The 20,154-nt window shown below is 60.9% G+C and carries 18 protein-coding genes and 2 tRNA genes; 8 read left to right on the forward strand and 12 right to left on the reverse strand.

What is annotated here, in order from left to right; genetic code table 11:
• Positions 1-13: 13 nt before the first annotated feature.
• From BLT85_RS07920 to BLT85_RS07940, 5 genes are all read right to left on the reverse strand, one after another.
• The gene (locus BLT85_RS07920; RefSeq protein ID WP_093397530.1) at positions 14-481 is read right to left on the reverse strand and encodes a C40 family peptidase; all 468 of its coding nucleotides are present in this window, start codon (positions 479-481) and stop codon (positions 14-16) included.
• Positions 482-603: 122 nt separating this feature from the next.
• Positions 604-1,275, reverse strand: a complete 672-nt coding sequence (locus BLT85_RS07925; protein ID WP_093392907.1) for a DNA-3-methyladenine glycosylase I — start codon at positions 1,273-1,275, stop codon at positions 604-606.
• A gap of 14 nt (positions 1,276-1,289) precedes the next feature.
• A complete protein-coding gene (gene ttcA / locus BLT85_RS07930) occupies positions 1,290-2,114 on the reverse strand; it encodes a tRNA 2-thiocytidine(32) synthetase TtcA (RefSeq protein ID WP_093392909.1) in 825 nt (274 codons plus the stop codon).
• Positions 2,115-2,246: 132 nt separating this feature from the next.
• Positions 2,247-2,846, reverse strand: a complete 600-nt coding sequence (locus tag BLT85_RS07935; RefSeq protein ID WP_093392911.1) for a Yip1 family protein — start codon at positions 2,844-2,846, stop codon at positions 2,247-2,249.
• Between the two features lie 150 nt (positions 2,847-2,996).
• The gene (locus BLT85_RS07940; protein ID WP_093392913.1) at positions 2,997-3,605 is read right to left on the reverse strand and encodes a DNA-J related domain-containing protein; all 609 of its coding nucleotides are present in this window, start codon (positions 3,603-3,605) and stop codon (positions 2,997-2,999) included.
• Positions 3,606-3,748: 143 nt separating this feature from the next.
• Here BLT85_RS07940 and BLT85_RS07945 point away from each other — a divergent pair, with 143 nt between their 5' ends.
• Positions 3,749-5,629 (forward strand): choice-of-anchor I family protein, encoded by a 1,881-nt coding sequence (locus tag BLT85_RS07945; protein ID WP_093397533.1) that lies wholly within the window; start codon positions 3,749-3,751, stop codon positions 5,627-5,629.
• A 50-nt stretch (positions 5,630-5,679) separates the two neighbouring features.
• Here the strand turns inward: BLT85_RS07945 and ggpS are convergent, their stop codons facing one another.
• The gene (ggpS, locus tag BLT85_RS07950) at positions 5,680-7,947 is read right to left on the reverse strand and encodes a glucosylglycerol-phosphate synthase (protein ID WP_093392915.1); all 2,268 of its coding nucleotides are present in this window, start codon (positions 7,945-7,947) and stop codon (positions 5,680-5,682) included.
• Positions 7,948-7,977: 30 nt separating this feature from the next.
• Positions 7,978-9,309 (reverse strand): MFS transporter, encoded by a 1,332-nt coding sequence (locus tag BLT85_RS07955; RefSeq protein ID WP_093392917.1) that lies wholly within the window; start codon positions 9,307-9,309, stop codon positions 7,978-7,980.
• Positions 9,310-9,542: 233 nt separating this feature from the next.
• Between BLT85_RS07955 and BLT85_RS07960 the strand changes: the two genes are divergently transcribed.
• The 3 genes from BLT85_RS07960 to BLT85_RS07970 are packed head-to-tail and all read left to right on the forward strand — an operon-like array spanning position 9,543 to position 10,854.
• Positions 9,543-9,830 (forward strand): hypothetical protein, encoded by a 288-nt coding sequence (locus tag BLT85_RS07960; RefSeq protein ID WP_093392919.1) that lies wholly within the window; start codon positions 9,543-9,545, stop codon positions 9,828-9,830.
• A 15-nt stretch (positions 9,831-9,845) separates the two neighbouring features.
• On the forward strand, positions 9,846-10,313 hold the full coding sequence (locus tag BLT85_RS07965; RefSeq protein ID WP_093392922.1) for a flavodoxin family protein: 468 nt from the start codon (positions 9,846-9,848) through the stop codon (positions 10,311-10,313).
• A 52-nt stretch (positions 10,314-10,365) separates the two neighbouring features.
• Positions 10,366-10,854 (forward strand): SprT family zinc-dependent metalloprotease, encoded by a 489-nt coding sequence (locus BLT85_RS07970; protein WP_093392924.1) that lies wholly within the window; start codon positions 10,366-10,368, stop codon positions 10,852-10,854.
• Here the strand turns inward: BLT85_RS07970 and BLT85_RS07975 are convergent, their stop codons facing one another.
• Complete coding sequence (locus BLT85_RS07975; protein WP_093392927.1) at positions 10,855-11,697, reverse strand: spermidine synthase; 843 nt, start codon at positions 11,695-11,697, stop codon at positions 10,855-10,857. It abuts the gene before it with no gap.
• Between the two features lie 55 nt (positions 11,698-11,752).
• Here BLT85_RS07975 and BLT85_RS07980 point away from each other — a divergent pair, with 55 nt between their 5' ends.
• The 4 genes from BLT85_RS07980 (at position 11,753) to BLT85_RS07995 (ending at position 16,350) form a co-directional block, all read left to right on the forward strand.
• Positions 11,753-13,105, forward strand: a complete 1,353-nt coding sequence (locus BLT85_RS07980) for a class II 3-deoxy-7-phosphoheptulonate synthase (protein WP_093392929.1) — start codon at positions 11,753-11,755, stop codon at positions 13,103-13,105.
• A 141-nt stretch (positions 13,106-13,246) separates the two neighbouring features.
• A complete protein-coding gene (locus tag BLT85_RS07985; protein WP_093392931.1) occupies positions 13,247-13,921 on the forward strand; it encodes an SGNH/GDSL hydrolase family protein in 675 nt (224 codons plus the stop codon).
• 114 nt (positions 13,922-14,035) lie between these two features.
• On the forward strand, positions 14,036-15,868 hold the full coding sequence (locus tag BLT85_RS07990; RefSeq protein WP_269432727.1) for an ABC transporter ATP-binding protein: 1,833 nt from the start codon (positions 14,036-14,038) through the stop codon (positions 15,866-15,868).
• Between the two features lie 80 nt (positions 15,869-15,948).
• On the forward strand, positions 15,949-16,350 hold the full coding sequence (locus tag BLT85_RS07995) for a PA2817 family protein (RefSeq protein ID WP_093392933.1): 402 nt from the start codon (positions 15,949-15,951) through the stop codon (positions 16,348-16,350).
• Positions 16,351-16,462: 112 nt separating this feature from the next.
• On the opposite strand, the gene BLT85_RS08000 is transcribed toward BLT85_RS07995, so the two are convergent.
• From BLT85_RS08000 to BLT85_RS08015, 4 genes are all read right to left on the reverse strand, one after another.
• Positions 16,463-16,538, reverse strand: a tRNA-Gly gene (locus BLT85_RS08000).
• Between the two features lie 16 nt (positions 16,539-16,554).
• Positions 16,555-16,630: transfer RNA gene (locus BLT85_RS08005), tRNA-Glu, on the reverse strand.
• Between the two features lie 186 nt (positions 16,631-16,816).
• Positions 16,817-17,188: a sensory rhodopsin transducer gene (locus BLT85_RS08010; RefSeq protein ID WP_093392935.1), complete on the reverse strand. Its 372-nt coding sequence runs from the start codon at positions 17,186-17,188 to the stop codon at positions 16,817-16,819.
• Between the two features lie 29 nt (positions 17,189-17,217).
• Positions 17,218-20,154 carry an FAD-binding and (Fe-S)-binding domain-containing protein gene (locus BLT85_RS08015; protein WP_093392937.1) on the reverse strand — a complete coding sequence of 979 codons (2,937 nt, stop codon included), beginning with the start codon at positions 20,152-20,154 and terminating at the stop codon, positions 17,218-17,220.

Consider the following 20,154-nt stretch of genomic DNA (forward strand, 5'->3'; position numbering starts at 1 on the left):
GTGGATTGGAGACTCAATCCAGAACGCGGCGCGAGCCCAGATAACTGCGCTGCCAGTAGCCGGCATGCAGGCTGTCGACCCGGACTCGTCCACCGGAGCTGGGAGCGTGCAGAAAACGGCCCTCCCCCACGTAGATACCGGCGTGGTTAACCTTGCGTCCGCTGGTAGCGAACAACAGCAGGTCGCCAGGCTGCAGCGGTGCCTTGGGATTGGCCGATTGCAAGGAATACAGACCCGATGTCGTGCGCGGAAGCGTAATGCCGGCGGCCCTGTTGTAGACGTAGTGGATCAGGCCGCTGCAATCGAACCCGGTACTGGGCGAAGAGCCGCCGTAACGATAAGGCGTGCCAACGTGGCTGAAGGCCTCGAACAGAACGTCGTCGCGGGAGGTCGAGGCTGGGGACCGTGTCACCGGAGCCTCTGCGGCGACGTCGATGACCGGCCTGGGTGAGCTCGCGCAGCCGACAAGGATTGCCATCATGCCAATGCCCGCATATAGCCGAAACCCGGAAATCATTCCCTCACCCCAGCCAGAAAGTCGTTGGCAAAACAGTGCCTTACGAACCTGCCCGGGTCAAGCTCTGGCCATCCATTAGTGCTGGCTCAATGATTGACGGTATGCGCCAGCATCAAGGACAGCTGACACATAGGGCGGCCGCTCTGCTCGTGCCAGTGATTGAAAGCGTCCTGTACCGCCGCGAGATCGCGTTGACTGGTGGGTACGCGATCGACGATCTTCTGCGCAGCCAGTGCCGCTACCACATCATTGGTCGGCACGAAGGTATCCTTGCCGACCATGCGCAGATAACGAGGAGCGGAGAGCCCGCCCAGCTGGCTGCCGCGGCGAGTCAGTACTTGCCATAGGCCGACTATCTCGATAATCGGCCAGCTGGCGATCATCTCTCCCGCCCCGCCGTATTCCTTGCGCAGGTCGAGAATCAGCTGCGCATTACGCGGCACGCTTCGCAGCTTGCCAAGATGACGGATCAATCGCTTGTCCTGCATCAGCCGCTCGATATGCTCTCCGCTCATCAGCACCACCTTGTCGGGGTCGAAGCGGAAAAAGGCCTCCTCGAAGGCGGGCCACTTGGCATCGACAAGACTGTGCTTGAGCCCTGCGCGGAAGATGCGCAGCGCCATCAATGACAGATAACGATCATCCGTCATCGACCGAAGCGCGTCGGCTTGAGCCGGTACCGGCAGCCGCTCTTCCAGCGCCTGCTGTGAACCGAACCGGTTCAGGCAGAACTCATACATCCAGCTGTAATCGCGCATCAGGGCGGCTTCGATCAGAGATTCATGACGTTGAGGAAACGTGACGCGGCCTGTTCGTCCACCCTCAGACTGGCGAAATCGAACAGGCTGCTATCGGCCAGTTGTGATGGCTGTACGTGTCGCAGGGCACGGAAAATGTTTTCCACACGGCCGGGGGTCTCCCGCTCCCAGCCTTGCAGCATCTGCTTGACCACCTTGCGCTGCAGATTCTCCTGCGAGCCACACAGGTTGCACGGAATGATGGGGAATTCGCGCATTGCCGCGTAGGCGGTAATGTCCTTCTCGTTGCAGTAGGCGAGCGGTCGGATCACCACGTTGCGCCCGTCGTCGGACAACAGCTTGGGCGGCATGGCTTTGAGGTTGCCACCGTAGAACATGTTGAGGAAGAAGGTCTCGACGATATCGTCGCGGTGATGTCCCAGCGCCATCTTGTTCGCGCCGATTTCGTCGGCAAAGGTGTAAAGGTTGCCACGACGCAGGCGCGAGCACAGTGAGCAGGTCGTCTTACCTTCGGGGATCTTTTCCTTGACGATCGAATACGTGTCGCGCTCGAGGATGTGGTACGGCACTCCGACCTGGTCCAGATAGGCGGGCAGGACATCTTCGGGGAAGCCAGGTTGCTTCTGGTCCATGTTGACCGCGACCAGCTCGAAACGAACCGGAGCTACCTTCTGCAGGTGCATGAGCATGTCCAGCATCGTGTAGCTGTCCTTGCCACCAGACAGGCACACCATGATCTTGTCGCCTTCCTCGATCATGTTGTAATCGGTCACCGCCTCCGCGGTGAGGCGCCGCAGGCGTTTCTGCAGTTTGTTCTGGTTGACACTCAGGGTGGTCATGGCAGCGGACATCCGGGTAGATCGAAAGGCGCTATGTTACCCGTAAAGCCCGGCCATAAAAACAACACCCCCCGCCGGCCATCATCGGGCCGACAAGGGGCGTTGCGTTACCGCGGAAAAGTAGCGAGAGGCTTAGCGCAGATACACCGGACCAATGCCAAAGCCCCAGAAGATAACCGCTGTGGCCATCATGCCGACCAGCACGACGAGACCGACCGCGAGAATGGAGCTGGAAAACAGGAAGCCTTCTTCACTGGGGATATCCATGAAGATCGGGATGCCCTGATAGAGCAGGTACACGGTGTACGAGATCGCTGCGGTGCCAACCACCATGGCCAACCACAGGTTCGGATACAAGGCCGACAGGCCGGCGATGAACAAGGGCGTGGCAGTGTAGGCAGCAAACACCAGGCAGTCGTTGAAGCTTGGCGTAGAATCATAGGTGCGCGCCATCCAGTGGATGAATGCGCCCATCACGACGACACCTGCAAGCATGGCGATATAGGACAGCACGGTCATGTACATCGCGCTGGCCTGGGTCAGGCGCACCGGCTCGATGGTGCCAATCGCCCACCCGACCTGGGTGGTACCGATGTAGGCAGAGACGACCGGGATAGCGGCAAGTACCAGTACGTGCATGAGATACATGGGACCGATAGAACGTTCTTCGCCCTTGATATCCCGCCATTCCTGCCCGGGATGGGTGAAAAGTCCCACAACGTGATGGATCATGGTCTGACCTCCTGATTATTATTCTCGCCCTGCAGCGGAAGCCGCTGCCCCGCGCGGGCCAAGGCTGTGACGGAATGTCGCATGCCCATGCCATGACTATAGTCAAAAATGTTCGCGAGAAAACCAGGCCGGTTAGGCTGATTGGCGACTTCAGCGTGGTCGGTAATAGCGTTCCAGAATTAGCATCGCTGCGTTGATCGCTTGCAGCTGCTCTGTGTCGCCGCCTCTGTCAGGGTGATGCTGACTGACCAGTTGGCGGTAGCGTCGCTTGATCTCTCCGCTATCGGTCGGGTTCTTCAGTCCGAAACAGTCGAGAGCAGCGGTCACTTCGTGGTCATCGATACCACCGCCCCGCCAGAAGCTATCAAGCAGCGCCTGAACATCGTCCGCGTGGGTGGTCGCCCACTGGGTCCAGTCCAGATAATAGCTGCGCAGTGGATCGTTAAGCGCAAGCCCGGGTGCGCCCGGCTCACGAGGCTCGATTACGATCCGCAGTGCATGAATATGCAATTGCCGGCCGGAGGCAGCCAGCCGATCTGATAGCCGGTACAAGCTGTGAAACAGAAGAAAATGGAGCTGGAACAGCCGCAACGGGTCACGCAGCGCTCCGGGCGAGGCGAATACCGAATCGGGATGCTCCGCGGCAAGCTGCTTGATCAGGGTGAATTCATCCATGCCATGGGGCGTCGATTCCAGCACGTCGAGCAATAGCTGATCAAAGCCCGGCGGCAGGAGGTGATCGGGTAAGGATGTGGTCATTGCCGGATTGTACCCGAGTGAGCCGGGCACGACGTGTTGCGCGACTGAGGCGACCTTCACCGATTCGTCATGATTCGGAAACCGCTCTGTAAGAGCCCTTGCGTATGAATGTCATCGAACTTCACCTCGACAAGGACAGAACTATGCACAAGTGGATCGTCACCACCGCCGCCGCGGCGGTACTCGCAGCACTGGCTGGTTGCAAGAGCGACAGTTCCGACGACCCGGCTCCGGCCGCACCGGCGCCCACACCAACGCCGGCTCCCGAGGTGGTTACCCCCGACCGCATAAACCTCAGCCTGATCGGACGGTACAGCTCCGGCGTATTCGGCGAGAGCGCCGCAGAGATTCCCGCCTTTGACGCGGCCAACCGTCAGATTTTCATCGTCAACGCGCAAAAAGGCGCGATCGACATACTCGACGCCAGCAACCCCGCGGCTCCCGTGCTGATCAAGACATTGACAGTGGAGGACATCGCGCCGGGCGCGGTGATCAATAGCGTGGCCTATCGGGACGGACTGATCGCCGTCGCCATCGAAGCCGATGAGAGGACTCAGCCGGGCTACGTCGGCCTGTACGACGCTACGAGCCATACTTTGCTCGATAGCGCCGTGGTCGGCTCGCTGCCCGACATGCTGACCTTCACCCCGGACGGTCAGTACATCCTCGTGGCCAACGAAGGCGAGCCAAGCGACGACTACAGCGTGGACCCGGAAGGATCGATCAGCGTGATCGCCGTGTCGGATCGTACATTGGGGACGGTATCGAGCGCTTCCTTCAGCTCGTTCAACGCACGTGAGGCACAGCTGCGCGAGAGCGGCGTGCGCCTGTACGGTCCGAACGCCAGCGGGGCCCAGGATCTCGAACCGGAATACATCGCCGTATCAGCGGATAGCACCACCGCGTGGGTCACCTTGCAGGAAAACAACGCTCTGGCTCGCGTGGATGTCGCCACCGCGACGGTGACCGACGTGTTACCACTCGGTTTGAAGGACCACAGCCAAGCCGGCAATGGCATTGATGCAAGCGACGAGGATGGCGTGATCAACATCCGCACCTGGCCGGGTGTCGTCGGGACGTATCACCCAGACAGCATTGCCAGCTACACAGCGGGCGATCAGACCTACCTGGTAACCGCCAACGAAGGCGACGCGCGAGCCTGGGGTGAGGACAATGATCTGTACTGGGCTGGCGACGCCAGCAAGGGGTTCGTCGAAGAATTTCGCGTCAAGCATCTGGTACACACCGGCGGCTTCGATCGACGCGCCGGCGAGGATCTGCCGCCGCAACTGCGGGCCCTGGCCGCCGGCGCACTGCTTGATCCGAGCGTGTTCGGCTACTGTGGCGCCACGGCGGCTGACCCGGGCGATTGCCGCGCTGACGACCAGTTGGGCAGGCTCAACATCACCTGGGTTGATGGTTACCTGAAGGATAGTTCGGGTGCCCCGGTGCTGTTCGACGCCAGCGGAAACCAGAATGCTGCCGGCGATCGCCTGATGTACAGCCAGCTTCACGCATACGGCAGCCGTTCCTTCTCGATCTGGGATGCCGACGGCACGCTGATCTGGGATTCCGGCGACGCCATCGAGCAGTATCTCGCCAGCGACGATTGCCGCCTGGGTAGCGATCGCAGCATTCCCTGCGCTACCTACTTCAACTCCGGCCACGACGAGGGCGACGCCTTCGACAGCCGCAGCGATGCCAAGGGTCCGGAACCGGAAGGACTGGCTTTGGGCAAGCTGGGTGACAAGACGTTTGTGTTCATCGGACTGGAACGCATGGGCGGGATCATGGTGTATGACATCACCGACCCGCGGGCACCGGCATTCGTCGACTACTTCAATAGTCGCGAAGACTGGATTCTGGATCCGGAAACAAACCTGGCAGCCGCCGGCGATCTGGGACCGGAAGGCCTGCTGTTCGTGCCGGCAGACGCTTCACCCACGGGTGAAGCATTACTGGTGGTCGGTAACGAAGTCAGCGGAACGACGGCCATTTACGAGATCGAGCAGATCACCGAGTGAACGACCCGGCCCGGCCTCTCGGCCGGGCTTTCCGTGCATCGCTTCGTTGTTCAGGCAACCTGACCAGCAGGAACGTCCACAGCGACCCGCCAGCTGTCCTCCACTGCTTGCAGGAATTCATCTCCCCAGCGCTGGATATCGTTATGACGGACCGTCGCGTACAGCTCGCGCAGGCGAGCCTGTCTTTCTGCCTTGCCTAGCGTCAAGCCGATATACAAGGTGTCGCGTAGATCATGAGGATCATGCGGATTGGTCAGCAAGGCCCCGTGCAACTCCGCGGCGCTCCCGGCGAATTCCGATAGCACCAGCGCACCCGTGCCATTGCATAGCCCCTGGGTCGCGACGTATTCCTTGGCCACCAGATTCAGGCCATCCCGTAGCGGAGTGATCCACATGACGTCAGCCATCAGGTAGTACGGCACCAACTCGCGGAACGGGAAGGCCCGGTAAAAGAACTGAACTGGCGACCAGCCAACCCGCGAGAAGCGGCCATTGATACGCCCTACCGCTCGCTCGATATCTGCCAGTAGGGTTTCGTATACAGTCATTTCCTTCGCAGCGGGGACGCAGATGGTCAGTAGCGATACCTTACCGACCAGTTCGGGATGCGCATCGAGCAACGCCTCGAACGCCAACAGCTTGGCCAGGATGCCCTTGGTATAGTCCAGCCTTTCCACCGACAGAACGACCCGGACGCCGCGCAGCTGCTTTCGCAGCTCATCCATCAGATTCTGACACTCAGGCTCCTTCACGACCTGCTCTACCCGTCCCAGATCGAGACCGACCGGGTGCGCACCCAGGCCGATGCGTCGCCCGTGTACCGAGATGGCCGTGGTCATCGCTTCTATCCCGACCGCGCAGCCGTACGTCTGGTAACGCGGCGCACACGCTCGGGTCTCAAGCACTTCCAGCGGCGCGACACCGCGCACCACATCGACAAAGTTTTCCGATTGCCGTGGAATGTGAAAACCGATGTAGTCGCACTGCAGCAGGCTGCCGATGATTTCCCGGCGCCAGGGCAGCACGTTGAACACGTCAGCGGAGGGGAAGTAGGTGTGATGAAAAAAGGCGATATTCAGGTCTGGCCGCAGGCGGCGCAGGAATGACGGAACCATCCACAGGTTGTAGTCGTGCAACCACACCAGCGCTCCTTCAGCCGCCTCCGCCGCCGTGCGCTCGGCGAACAGGCGGTTCACCTTGAGAAACACCTGCCAGTCTTCCTCTCGGAATACGGCGCGCTCCCAGAAGGTGTGCAGTGTTGGCCAGAACGCTTCCTTGGAGAAGCGCTTGTAGAAAATGTCCACGTCCTGCTTGGTCAGCGCGACGCGGGCCGCGACGAGATTCGGGTAACGCTCGGCATCGACTTGCGTGTGCACTTCGAACGCCCGTCCCTCGCGCGGGTCATGTACGGACCAGGCGACCCATGATCCTTTCTGGCCATTCGCGAAAAAACTCAGCAGCGTCGGAATGATTCCATTGGGTGAAGATGGCGGCCGGCGCACCACGTGGTCGCCTTCGATGACCTCTTCATACGGAAGACGATGGTAGACCATCACCAGCTGTGCTTTGCCTTGGGCGCTGATGTCGGGGAGCTCGAAGTCCACGCCCAGCGGGCCTAGAAAGCCGAAGTGGGCAATCGCCTCGAGGATGCCGCCGCAGCCGCTCAGTCGTGCATGAAGCACGCGGGCGCGATCGTGCGTGGCGTCGAGCAATGCCGGCTCGGACTCTCCGACGCAGACGCCCTTGAAGCCTTGCTCGTACATCGAGAGATCGTTCAGCGTATCCCCCGCGACCAGGACGTCCTCTTCCGCCACACCGAGATGCTCGACGAGCTTGCGCAACGTGCTGCCTTTATTAACGCCTGGGGGCAGTACGTCGAGATACATCTCGGCGGAAAACAACAGATCGCAACCCAGCTCGTCGACCGCAGCGCGCAGTTCATCGGTGATGGCTCCAGCTTCGCAGAAGTAGGAACAGCGGCGTTGCTGCGGCACGGTCTGGCGCTCAAGGCCGTCGAATCCAGCCAGACGTTGAAGCACCGACTGTTCGCCGGGCCAGCGGCTTTCGATGTCGCTTTGCAGGGGATAGACCGACTGCAGCGTGGCACCATCGACGAGCGTGGCGCCGACGTCGCAGACGATGTAGTCAGGGCGCGGCATGGTCGGGTCGGATAACAGCGGCACCACCACTTCCAGACCTCGACCGGTGACGAACACCAGCTTGATGCCCGGGTGGGCGCTGATGAGGTTGTAAAGACGTTGGCGATTTTCCGGATCGCCAGCGAGAAATGTACCATCCAGATCGGTTGCCAGAATCATCTTCTGTTACTCCCTTGTGGCCGATCGCGGTCACCCTGTCGATCGGCGTTCGACTATTTCCTCTTCGTTGGCAGTGTCTGGGGTGTCAAGGTTGTCCGGGCCCTGTTCAGCCTCGGTAGTGTGTGCCGTCTCTGTGGACGTCATCTGGTCTTCGGCCATCATCTCGAGCGATGCGGTCGAAGTACGAACCATGGGAACGAAATGCGCCGGCTCATCGACGATAACGTCTTTGATCTTGCGCGACTGCAGCAGGGCGAACGCTGCGCACAGGCCGAACATCACGGCAAAAAACAGTGGCAGCGCGCTTGGTACGGTGGCGCTCATCAGCGCACCGGCGAGTGTCGGCCCCAATGCCGAGCCGGCGCCCTGCACCAGCAGCAGTGCTGAGCTGCCGGCGAGAATCTCTTCCTGATGTAAATGATCGACCAGATGGGCAACGACCACCGGATAGGCGGCGAAGGCGCCTGCGCCGAACACCACTGCGCCGATCATCATGGCGTTACCATGCACACCCAGGATGGCCATCAGCAGGCCACCCACGGCCGATATGCCCGCGATGAGTGCGAGCGCCACGCGGCGATCGATTCGGTCGGAGAGCAGACCGAGCGGCCACTGCATGACCGCACCAGTGATGATCACCAGGGAAACGAAGCTCGCGATGTCTTCGGTCGCCATGCCCATACGGCCCGCCCATACCGCACCCAGGCCCCAGAACGCACCCATGGCCACACCGGAAAGAAGCGCACCGGAGAAAGCCACCGGAGCGACATCCCAAAGACGTCGTAGCGACATGGCTGGTGTATCGGTGATGGTCGGTTGCGGCAGCTTGGTCATAGCGACCGGCATGATCGCCAACACCAGAAATATTGCGCCGACGGCAAAAAGCGTGAATAGCAGAGGACTGTCGATGCGCAGCATCTGCTGAGCCAGCGCCAGCGCCACAAGGTTGACCACCATATAAACCGCAAACACCTGGCCGCGGCGATCATTCGGAGCCTGGGTGTTCAGCCAGCTTTCGATGACCATGTACAGGCCGACGAGACTGACGCCCGTCAACAAGCGCAACGCGAACCAGAACCAGGCGTCGATGACGAGTCCATGCAGCAGCAGCGATACCGCAGTGGCCGCGCAGAAGAAGGCGAACGAGCGAATATGACCCATGCGCCGGATCAGTTTCGGACAGACGTATGTTCCTACGATAAACCCGAGGAAATAAGCGGACCCGAGCAGACCCAGGGTCTGATCGCTAAATCCTTCGGCGCTTCCCCGTAGCGCCAGCAGGGTGTTCATCAACCCTGTGCCTAACAGCAGCAGTGCCACGCCCGAGAGCAACGCCCCGATGGGCAACAAAATCGGAATCATGGATCCGTATCCCCCTTGCGGTCTCTTCCGGTTCCAGCCTCTCCGATGGCTCTAATCCATTCAGCTGTAAGCACCTTAGCGCATAAGAAAAGGACTGGCCACCGCGAGGGGCTGGTCGCTCGCCTGATTTCAAGACGCCATCACCGTACGTCTGGTTGCGCTTAAACTATGCGCAACGAAGCGCTACACTCCGATCAAAGGAACTTATCAATCACAAAATGGTCGCGCCAACGATGTCCAGCATAAAGGCTTCTGCCAGGCAAATTCTCTCGCCCATTCTGTCGCCACTCGAAGACAGCCCCAAACCCTACGCCTATACTCCCAAGAGTCGCCTGATTCTATGGACCATGAGCGTGCTGTTCGTTGCCCTGGCGGTCGCGCTCGCCGCGTTTCTGCCGGAAAGAACGGACAGCTCGGTCTGGTTCCCGGTAGCAGTATTCGGTTCGCTCGGCGTATTCGGCTCGTTGGTCGCCTGGCTAGGCACCGACAAGGCAGTGGCGCGCGTATGGGGCAGCCGCTAACCAGCGGAGGTATCAATGGCCGGCAAACGGCTGCTCATCGTTGCGCACGCCCCTTCGGACAATACGCGCCGGCTCGCGGAGTCCGCGCTGCGCGGCGCCAGCCATCCCGACCTCTCGGCTGTTGAAACCTTCTGGATACCGCCACTGGAAGCGGGCCCGGACGATGTTCTTGCGGCTGATGCGATTCTACTGGGGACCACCGAGAATCTCGGCTACATGAGCGGTGCGCTGAAGGACTTTTTCGATCGCTGTTACTATCCAGTTCTCGAACTCAAACAAGGGCTGCCCTGCGCCCTGTATGTCCGCGCCGGCATGGACGGAACCGGAACCCGGCGGGCGGTGGAAACCATCCTCACCGGGCTACGTTGGAACTGGGTCCAGGAGCCGCTTGTTTTACGAGGGCCCTGGCAGGACGCCTTTGCCGAACAGGTGGAAGAACTCGGTCTCTACATGGCGGCGGGGCTGGATAGCGGGGTTCTCTGACATCCGTCGGCCGAGCCTTCTGGAATAGGTCTGTCAGCCGTATACTCCACCCATGGACCGCATACTTTCCAGCCTCGAAACCTGCTACCAGCTCGCAGAAGCTCACTTTGAGCGGCGCTTCGAGCGGCCCCGCGTAACCCTCGATCTGAAAGGCCAGCGTGCCGGCGTCGCCTATCTGGCGCGCAATCTGTTGCGCTTCAATGGTCAGATGTATAGCGAAAACACCGAAGACTTCCTCAAGCAGACCGTTCCACACGAAGCAGCCCATCTGATCGCCGACGCGGTTTATGGCGCTCGCATCCGTCCGCACGGCCCTGAATGGCAGAACCTGATGACGGGTCTGTTCGACCTACCCGCCAAGCGCTGCCATGATTACCCCGTGCAGGCGCGCCGTTCCACTCGGTACTTCTATCAGTGCGGCTGTCCCGGGCCGATCCCCTTCACTCCCCAGCGTCACGCCTGGGTAGCACGGGGGCGTCGCTATCAATGCCGCCGCTGTGGCGATATGTTGCGTTTTACCGGACAGCAGCAGCGCGCCTGATCACGCTGCGGGCGCCTCGGGAGCATCCGCAGCGCGCCGCAATGCATGGATATATGGCCTGAGCGTGTAGCCCAGATGTGACTCAAGCCCATCTGACCAGGCATACATTCCCTGCCGGTCCAGCTCTAGCTCCCCGGCCTCCGGCACCAGGAGGATGATGTTGCCCTCCTCGACTGGAGCCTGCAGATAGCCGTCACCAAAGAGTTCTCTGAGCATACGAGAGGCATACGGTTGTCCACTTTCACCCAACTGCCATTGATTGATGACAAGCACCCCGCCAGGCTTCAGAAGACTCCTGCACTCTGCGAAGAAAGCCGCCTGCAATTGAAGACGAGACAAACCGCCCTCCAGATACAGGTCCAGACAGATCATATCGAAGCAGTCCGGGGTCTGAGCGACAAAACGCTCGGCGTTGTCCGCGACCACCGTCAACCGTGGGTCAGCCGACAATCCCAATCGAGAGCGAGCGAGCTCGACCACTGCCTTGCGCAGCTCTACAGCGACGACTCGCCGCGGGTCAAAATGCTCGATCAGGCAATTGGCCAGGCTGCCCCCGCCCAGACCAAGCAGCAGGATATCGGGGTTCGGACCGATCCAGAAATTACCCAGCAGCATGGCACGGGTGTAGTCGTACTCCAGCCAGCCGGGCTCGCTGGTCAGGCAGCAGCTTTGCTCGGTCTGCGCGCCGAAATAGAGAAATCGATAGGCACCGAGCTGGGTGATGCGCAGTTCGCCGAAGTCGTCGTGGACGCTTTCGATCAGTGTTTCGGATTCGGTCATGATGAGTCGCCGGGCGTAGCCAAGAAGCCGGCCGAGGATGGTTTCGGGGTGTCGTGAAGTCATTACTCAGCGTACCATTCCACGCTCCCGACCGTAATCATTCCAAGCAGAATACGCCATGACCTCCTGGACTCCCGACAGCTGGCGCAGCAAGCCGATCCTTCAACAGCCCGTGTATCCCGCCGCGCAGGCGCTGGCGCAGGTGGAGCAGACCCTGGCCAGCTACCCGCCCCTGGTATTCGCCGGCGAAGCGCGCGAACTGCGCAGGCAATTTTCCGAGGTCACCGAAGGGCGAGCCTTCCTGCTGCAGGGTGGCGACTGCGCGGAAAGCTTCGCCGAGTTTTCGGCCACCAAGATTCGCGACACGTTCAAGGTGATGTTGCAGATGGCTGTGGTCATGACCTTCGCCGCGAGCTGCCCGGTCGTCAAGGTGGGCCGAATGGCCGGTCAGTTCGCCAAGCCTCGCTCCGCCGACGATGAAACCCAGGGCGACCTGACGTTGCCAGCGTACCGGGGTGACATTGTCAACGGCATCGCCTTCGAGGCGGCTGGCCGTGCACCGGATCCGCAGCGTCTGCTGATGGCCTATCATCAGGCCACGGCGACGCTGAACCTGCTGCGCGCCTTCGCCCAGGGCGGTTTCGCCAGCCTGGACAAAGTGCATCAATGGAACCTTGATTTCGTCGCCAGCAGCGCCACCAGCGACCGCTTCCAGCACCTGGCTGATCGTATCGACGAATCGCTTGCATTCATGCGGGCCTGTGGCTTCGATGGCGTCAACAGCCCACAGCTGCGCGAGACATCACTGTTCACGGCCCACGAAGCACTCCTGCTCAACTACGAACAGGCCTTTACCCGTCGCGACAGCTTGACCGGCGACTGGTATGACTGCTCCGCGCACATGCTGTGGATCGGCGATCGTACGCGTCAGCCGGACGGCGCTCATGTCGAGTTCATGCGCGGCATCAACAACCCTATCGGCGTAAAGGTAGGGCCGACCAGCGATCCCGACGAACTCCTGCGCCTGATCGATATTCTCAACCCGACCAACGACAGCGGTCGCCTGAACCTGATCGTGCGCATGGGCGCCGACAAGGTTGAAGCGCACATGCCGAAGCTGGTGAAGGCGGTGCAGCGCGAGGGCAAGCAGGTGCTGTGGAGCTCGGATCCGATGCATGGCAACACCATAAAGGCCTCCAGCGGGTACAAGACCCGGGATTTCGCGCAGATCCTCGCCGAGGTCGAACAGTTTTTCGCTGTACATCGCGCCGAAGGCAGCTGGGCCGGCGGGATTCATATCGAAATGACCGGGCAGAATGTCACCGAGTGCATTGGCGGGGCCACGCCGGTCACCGAAGATGGTCTATCCGATCGTTACCATACCCACTGCGACCCGCGCCTGAACGCCGACCAGTCTCTGGAGCTCGCGTTCATGATCGCAGAAACGCTGAAGAAGACGCGACGCCCCTAGCCGGGTCTCCCCGGCGCGCCACGGTCAACCACCCGTTTGCGCGATGGTGCGCCCGTTGCGCTGGATTAAGCTGTCGAGGCAAAACCGGAGTGTGTCTCGCTTTCCGGTTTCGCTCCAACAACAATATCCAGAGGAACCGACATGCTCAGCTTCATTCAATTGCGTAAAGCCGCCGTTATTCCGGCGTTGCTCGCCCTACTCTTTTCCGCTCCCGGTCACGCCACGAACCCACCGGTCAATACTGGCGATACGCTCATCGTCGGCGACTCGGTGTTTGCCTTGAGTGGTGACATCCAGCGCTACCTGGAGCAGGACCTGAACGAGGAAGTCGACAGCCACGCACGTTCCGGCTGCCAGATGATCGGCGGCAACCTGATCTGCAGCCGTCGTTACGCCATCCCCCAGCAATACGCCAACGCATCGAAAGCCGGCATCAACACCGTGATCTTCAACGGCGGTGGCAACGACATCCAGCTCAACAGCTGCCGTCCATCGCTGAGCGCCTGCATGCCGCTGCTGAACAGTCTGGAAGCTGAAATTGCCAATCTGGTCGCTCGCATGAAGGCGGACGGCATTGAGAACATCATCTTCCTCGGCTATTACAACGCCACCGGCCAGGCCGCCGAGCTGCGCGAGATCAACGAATACAGCATGGATTACAAGGCCGCCAACTATCCGGCCATGGGAGTGACTTTCATCGACGTGCGCGATGCCTTCGCGGGCAACGAAGCGCAATACATCGCCAGCGATGGCATCCACCCCACCGCAGCCGGCTCCCGCGTTCTGGCGGATCTGATTCTGCAGCAACTCGACTGATCCACCTCGTCGGGCAGCCCCAGGCTGCCCGACCTCGTTTACACGGCCACTATTGAGCCGGAGCCAGCCCTGCACCGATAATGCCCGTCCGCTTCATAGCCCCCGGGTGCACCAATGCTGTTTCGCTGGTTCGAACGCCGTCTCGATCCATTCCCTGCCGCAGAGCCGGCAGAACCACCCCGCAGCCTGATCGCCTTCTGCCTGTACTACACGCGTGGCGCCTGGCCTTATCTGATCTTTGCCGCTGTGTTGATGGCCGGTATCGCCATCGCAGAAGTCTGGCTGTTTAGTTTTCTCGGCAACATCGTCGATTGGCTGTCAGAGCAAAACCGCGAGACCTTTCTCCAGGCTGAACGGTGGAAGCTTGCAGGCATGGCATTCGTCGTCATCGGCCTGCTGCCGCTGCTGATCCTGGTCAATTCGCTACTCACTCATCAGACGCTCATGGGCAACTACCCTATGCGCATCCGCTGGCTGGTGCACCGCTACCTGCTCAAGCAGTCAATGGCGTTCTACCAGGACGAGTTTGCCGGCCGCATCGCGACCAAGCTGATGCAGACCGCGCTCGCCGTGCGCGAGTGCGTGATCAAGCTGATCGACGTGCTGAACTACGTACTGATCTATTTCATCGGTACCCTGATTGCAGTGGGCTCGGCGGATTGGCGGCTGACACTGCCGATGCTTGTCTGGCTTGCTGGCTACATCGCGTTGATGCGGTATTTCATCCCGATTATGGGTCGGGTCGCCGAACGGCAGGCGGATGCCCGCTCGGTCATGACCGGCCGCATCGTCGACAGTTACACCAACATCCAGACGGTCAAGCTGTTCTCCCACGCCCGGCGCGAGTCGGATTATGCCCGCGAAGGCATGGACGGCTTCATGCGCACCGTATATCAGCAGATGCGGCTGGTCACACTGGTGTATTTCTCGCTCTATTTGCTGAACGGCCTGTTGCTGCTCGGTGTGGCAGGACTGGCCATTTGGCTATGGATCGTTGAAGCGATCAGCGTGGGTGGCGTGGCCGTCGCCGTAGGCCTGGTGCTGCGCCTGTGGGGCATGTCGCAATGGATCATGTGGGAGCTCTCGGCCCTGTTCGAGAACATCGGTACCGTGCAGGACGGTATCGGCTCGATTTCCCAGCCGCAGCTGGTCGACGACCGACCCGGCGCGCGCCCACTGAAGGTCACCAGCGGTGACATCCGTTTCGACGCGGTGCGCTTTCACTACGGCAAAAGCCACGGCGTCATGGATCATCTCGATCTGCACATTCGCCCTGGCGAGAAGATCGGCCTGGTAGGCCGCTCGGGGGCCGGCAAGTCGACGCTGGTCAACTTGCTGCTGCGCTTCTACGATGTGGAAGGCGGCCGCATTCTTATCGACGGTCAGAATATATCCGAGGTGCGCCAGGACTCGCTTCGCGAGCATATCGGCATGGTGACGCAGGATACGTCGCTGCTGCACCGTTCGGTTCGCGACAACATCCTTTACGGCCGACCCGATGCCACTGAGGACATGATGCGGCAGGCCGCAAGGCAAGCGAAATCAGAACTGTTCATCGAAGAGCTGAGCGATGCCAGCGGCCGCCGCGGTTTCGATGCGCATGTTGGCGAGCGCGGCGTGAAACTTTCCGGCGGACAGCGGCAACGCATCGCCATTGCACGGGTCATGCTCAAAGACGCGCCGATCCTGATCCTGGATGAAGCAACCTCAGCGCTGGACTCCGAAGTCGAGGCCGCGATCCAGGACAGCCTGAACGAACTCATGGCCGGCAAGACGGTGATCGCCATCGCCCACCGGCTCTCGACCATCGCTGCGATGGATCGCCTGATCGTGATGGACCAGGGCCGCATCGTCGAGGACGGCACGCATGAACAGCTGATCCAGCAAGGTGGGCTGTACGCGCAACTCTGGGCCCGTCAGTCGGGAGGCTTTCTTGGTGAACAATAGCCGGACCGAGGGAAGGCTGTACTTGCTCGGCAATGGTGCTGCAGCTTTGCTAGACTGCCGCGCTTGAACGAGGAGCCATCATGAATCCCAACCAGCCCTACCACGCCTACCACGTGGCGCTACTCAAAAGCCTGTTTGACACTCTGCGCGCCCAGGCGCTGCTGATGGAGCAGGTGCCGGAAGAAAGCAACATCCTGTTCCTCGAGCGCTTCGATGATCTCATCGGCCAGCTCGAGGCCGGCTCGGATGAAGCGCTCTACCAGGGTCAGGACATCATCTGCCAGATTATCGCTCGCTACCCGCAGGTTGCGCACATGATTCCTCGCGACCTGATCTGGTACTTCGGTGGCGACTGCCTGCACTTCATGCCGGACGAAGAGATCCAGCTGTATCAGGCACTGGACGAACAGCGCGCCGAGACGGAAGCGCGCGGGGAAGCCTTCGACTGGGCGGCTGCCCGGCTGGCCATGCAGGGGCGTTGATCCTGCGGCGACTTGCTCGGCAGACGATGAACCGAATTCTCTGTCGAGCGCACCGCGCCAGGCTCGAATCGCAGGCACAAAAAAACCGCCACATGGGCGGTTTTCTTGAATTTGGAGCGGGAAACGAGACTCGAACTCGCGACCCCGACCTTGGCAAGGTCGTGCTCTACCAACTGAGCTATTCCCGCAAATCTGACGCCGAAGTGGCGTCCCCTAGGGGACTCGAACCCCTGTTACCGCCGTGAAAGGGCGGTGTCCTAGGCCACTAGACGAAGGGGACGTATCCGGACTTCACAGTGCCGAGGTGTTAACCCTGGCTACTTGCCACGTTTCAGACCGCTTGTTTAGCTGCCTTGTTCGCTGCAAGTGGCGCGCATTTTAGGCATGCCCCCATACACCGTCAACCCCTCAACTCGATATTTTCTCAGGTTTTTTTCAAAGACCTGAAAAACCTCACCAACGCATCTCAGTCCTCACCATAGGCCAGGGTAGATAGCAATGCCAGCTCTCCCGTCCGGGCATCGAGACGCGTGTGCTGAATGATCACCGGCTGTGTCGATTCGATCACGCTGGCATAGTCGGTTTTGCGCGGAATGGGCTCAGGATCATACAGATCGTCGAAACGCAGGTGCAGTGTACGTCGAGCCGGGACCTCGACCCGGTACGGGCCGGCGGGCTCGCGGTCGGTGAAGTAGATGGTCAGGGTAAGCTGTGCGTCCTGATCACCGGCATTGAGTATGCAAGCTGCCTCATGGCTGCGCAGCGCCGGGTTGTCCGCGTGCGACCCCGCATCAGGTATATAGCCTTCAGGAATGACCCAGCGTGTCTTGCCGAGCATCGGCACCCTCCTCGTTTATCGTCATCGGTTTATCGGCCGCGTCCGGTGGACGCCAACACCTCGAAATTGCGCTCTCCTTCGGCCAGGGCAAGATCGAGTACCTCAGCCATGTGCCAGGCGCGTTGACCGGTGGTATGGGCGATCTGCTCCCGACAGCTGAAGCCGTTGGTGATCACCATCTCGTCGTCCGCCTTGCTGCGCAGTGCCGGTGCTAGCTGCTGTTCGGCTATGTCGATGGACACCTGATACTTTTCAGCATCGTAGCCAAAGGATCCGGCCATGCCGCAGCAACCGGCATCGAGCACGCGGTGCTCCACACCCATGCGCGCCAGCATGGCCGAGTCAGATTCGGCCTGAAGCGCTGCGTACTGGTGACAATGGACATGCACGACCGCTCGGCGGTTCAGGATGGGCGGGTGATAGCCCTCGCGCTGGAGGAACTCGGTCAGCAGAAACGCGCGCTCAGCGAGACCGTGCGCGCGTTCGTCCGCCAGATGCAACTGCCGAAGTTCGTCGCGAAAGGCGGTGACGCATGAAGGCTCCAGCCCCACGACCGGTACATCGCGCATGGCTTCGTCGCCGAGCGTCTCAATAATATCGCGCAACTGGCGGGCCGCCTGGTCTAGCATCCCCTCGGCATACAGCGGTCTGCCGCAACATAGCGGTCGTGGTGGGATCAGCACCTGGTAACCGGCAGCTTCCAGCACGCGTACCGCGGCCTGCAACAGATCGGGGTAGAAATGATTGTGAAACGTATCCGGCCACAGCAGTACCGGAGGCAGGCCCTGATTTCGAGCGCCTCGTTTGGTGAACCAGGCGCTGAACGTCTGGACGGCGTAATGGGGCAAGTCACGCTCCTCGGCCACCCCGCCGACGCGCTTGGCCAGCTTGCCTAACGGACCATGCAGCAGTGCATTGCTCAACCTTGGCAGCCGCGATGCAATACGGCTCAACGGCCAGATCTGGCTCAGCGCATACGCAGCACGCGGACGTAGCCGGCCCTTGTAGTGCTGGTGCATGAACTCGGCTTTCAGCGTCGCCATATCGACGCTGACCGGGCAATCCTGTTTGCAGCCTTTGCAGGCAAGGCATAGATCCAGCGCGTCGCGCACCGACTCGTTGCGCCAACCTCCATCAAGCTCCTTGCCCTGGAGCATTTCGAACAACAGGCGCGAGCGACCGCGGGTGGAATGCTGTTCGTCTCGCGTCGCGCGGTAGCTGGGACACATCACGCCGCCATGGTCGTTGCGACATTCACCGATCCCGACGCAACGATTCGCCGCTCGATAGAAGCTGAACCGATCATCGCCGAACGCCATGCGTGTTCGGGTTGCGGGCGGGACGAAACCCGGTCCGGTACGCAGCGCCTGGTCCATCGGATAAGGGTCGACCACCTTCCCCGGATTCATCAGGCCTTGCGGGTCCCACAGCGTCTTGAATTCGCGCAGTGCGGCCATCAGGCTTTCGCCGTACATACGCGGCAGCAACTCTGCGCGAACCTGGCCGTCGCCATGCTCACCTGATAGCGAACCGCCAAAGCTGACCACCAGATCGGCGGCCTCGGTCATGAACGTGCGCCAGCGTGCCAGCTCGCTATCCGTACACAGCTCGAAATTGATCCGGCAGTGGACGCAGCCGTTGCCGAAATGTCCGTACAGCGCAGCCTCGTAACCATACTTGTGCATCAGATTTCGGAAAGCGCACAGGTACTCGCCCACCCGCTCCGGCGGCACGGCCGCGTCTTCCCATCCGGGGAAGGTGTCGCCCAGCATCGGTGAGCGGGAGGTCGCGCCCAGGCTGGCTTCACGCGTTTTCCAGATCATCGCCTGTTCGTCCGGATCCTCGAACAGCGCCATGGTCGGCGTCTGATCCGCCTGCTCCAGCTCCTGCATTGCCGCTCGCGCCTTGTCGCCCGCCTCTTCCGCTGTGTCGCCGCCGAACTCGACGAGCAACCAGCTATGCCCCTCGGGAAGCATTTGCCGCGCCTCAGGATGCATGTCCTTGCGCTGCATCTCGTTGACCAGCAGGTGGTCCATTCCTTCGAGCCCGGTGGGACCGAAGCGAAGAATCTCTGCCACGTGCTCCCCGGTCGCGTACACATCGGGGTAACCGAGCATCAGCACGCAGCGATGACGGGGGCTTGGCACCAGCTCCAGTTCGGCTTCGAGAATCGTGACGCAGGTGCCCTCGGAGCCGACCAGCGCCCGGGCGACATTGAAACCTTTCTCTGGTAGCAGTTCGTCGAGGTTGTAGCCAGATACCCGCCGCGGGATGTCCGGGTAGTGGCTCCGGATGAGATCATCATAACGATCACGGATATCGCGCAGACCGGCATAGATTTCGCCGCGACGCCCCCCCTCGGAAATGATCTGTTCGAGTTCGCGGTCGGTAGTCGGCCCCACCCACATGTCCAGCCCGTCGCAGGTCAGTACGCGCAATCTGCGAACGTTATCCGCAGTGCGGCCTGCCATCACCGAATGCACTCCGCAGGAGTTGTTGCCAAGCATGCCGCCGAGCGTGTTGTGGGCGTGCGTAGACGGGTCCGGGCCGAACGTCAGATGGTGCTCCTCGGCCGCATCGCGCAGGTGATCGAGAACGCAGCCGGGCTCCACCCGCGCCAGCCGCGCGTCAGGATCGAGATGGGTAATCCTCGACAGATATTTGGTGAAATCGATGACCACCGCCACATTGCAGCACTGGCCGGCCAGACTCGTTCCCGCCCCGCGCGCCAGGATCGGCAGCTGTCGCTCGCGACACAGAGCCACTGTTTCGACTACGTCGTCCAGTGTTCGCGGCACTACTACACCTATCGGCACCTGCCGATAAAGCGAGCCATCGGTGGCATACAGCGCTCTACTGCCCTTGTCGAAGCGAACTTCACCGCGAATCCGCTGACGCAGTTCATCGCCAAGCTCTGCTGCCTGTTCTATCGACAGCTTGTCGGGCGTATTGCGGGTAGCAATCAT

This window comes from Halopseudomonas xinjiangensis (assembly GCF_900104945.1).
GTDB lineage: Bacteria > Pseudomonadota > Gammaproteobacteria > Pseudomonadales > Pseudomonadaceae > Halopseudomonas > Halopseudomonas xinjiangensis.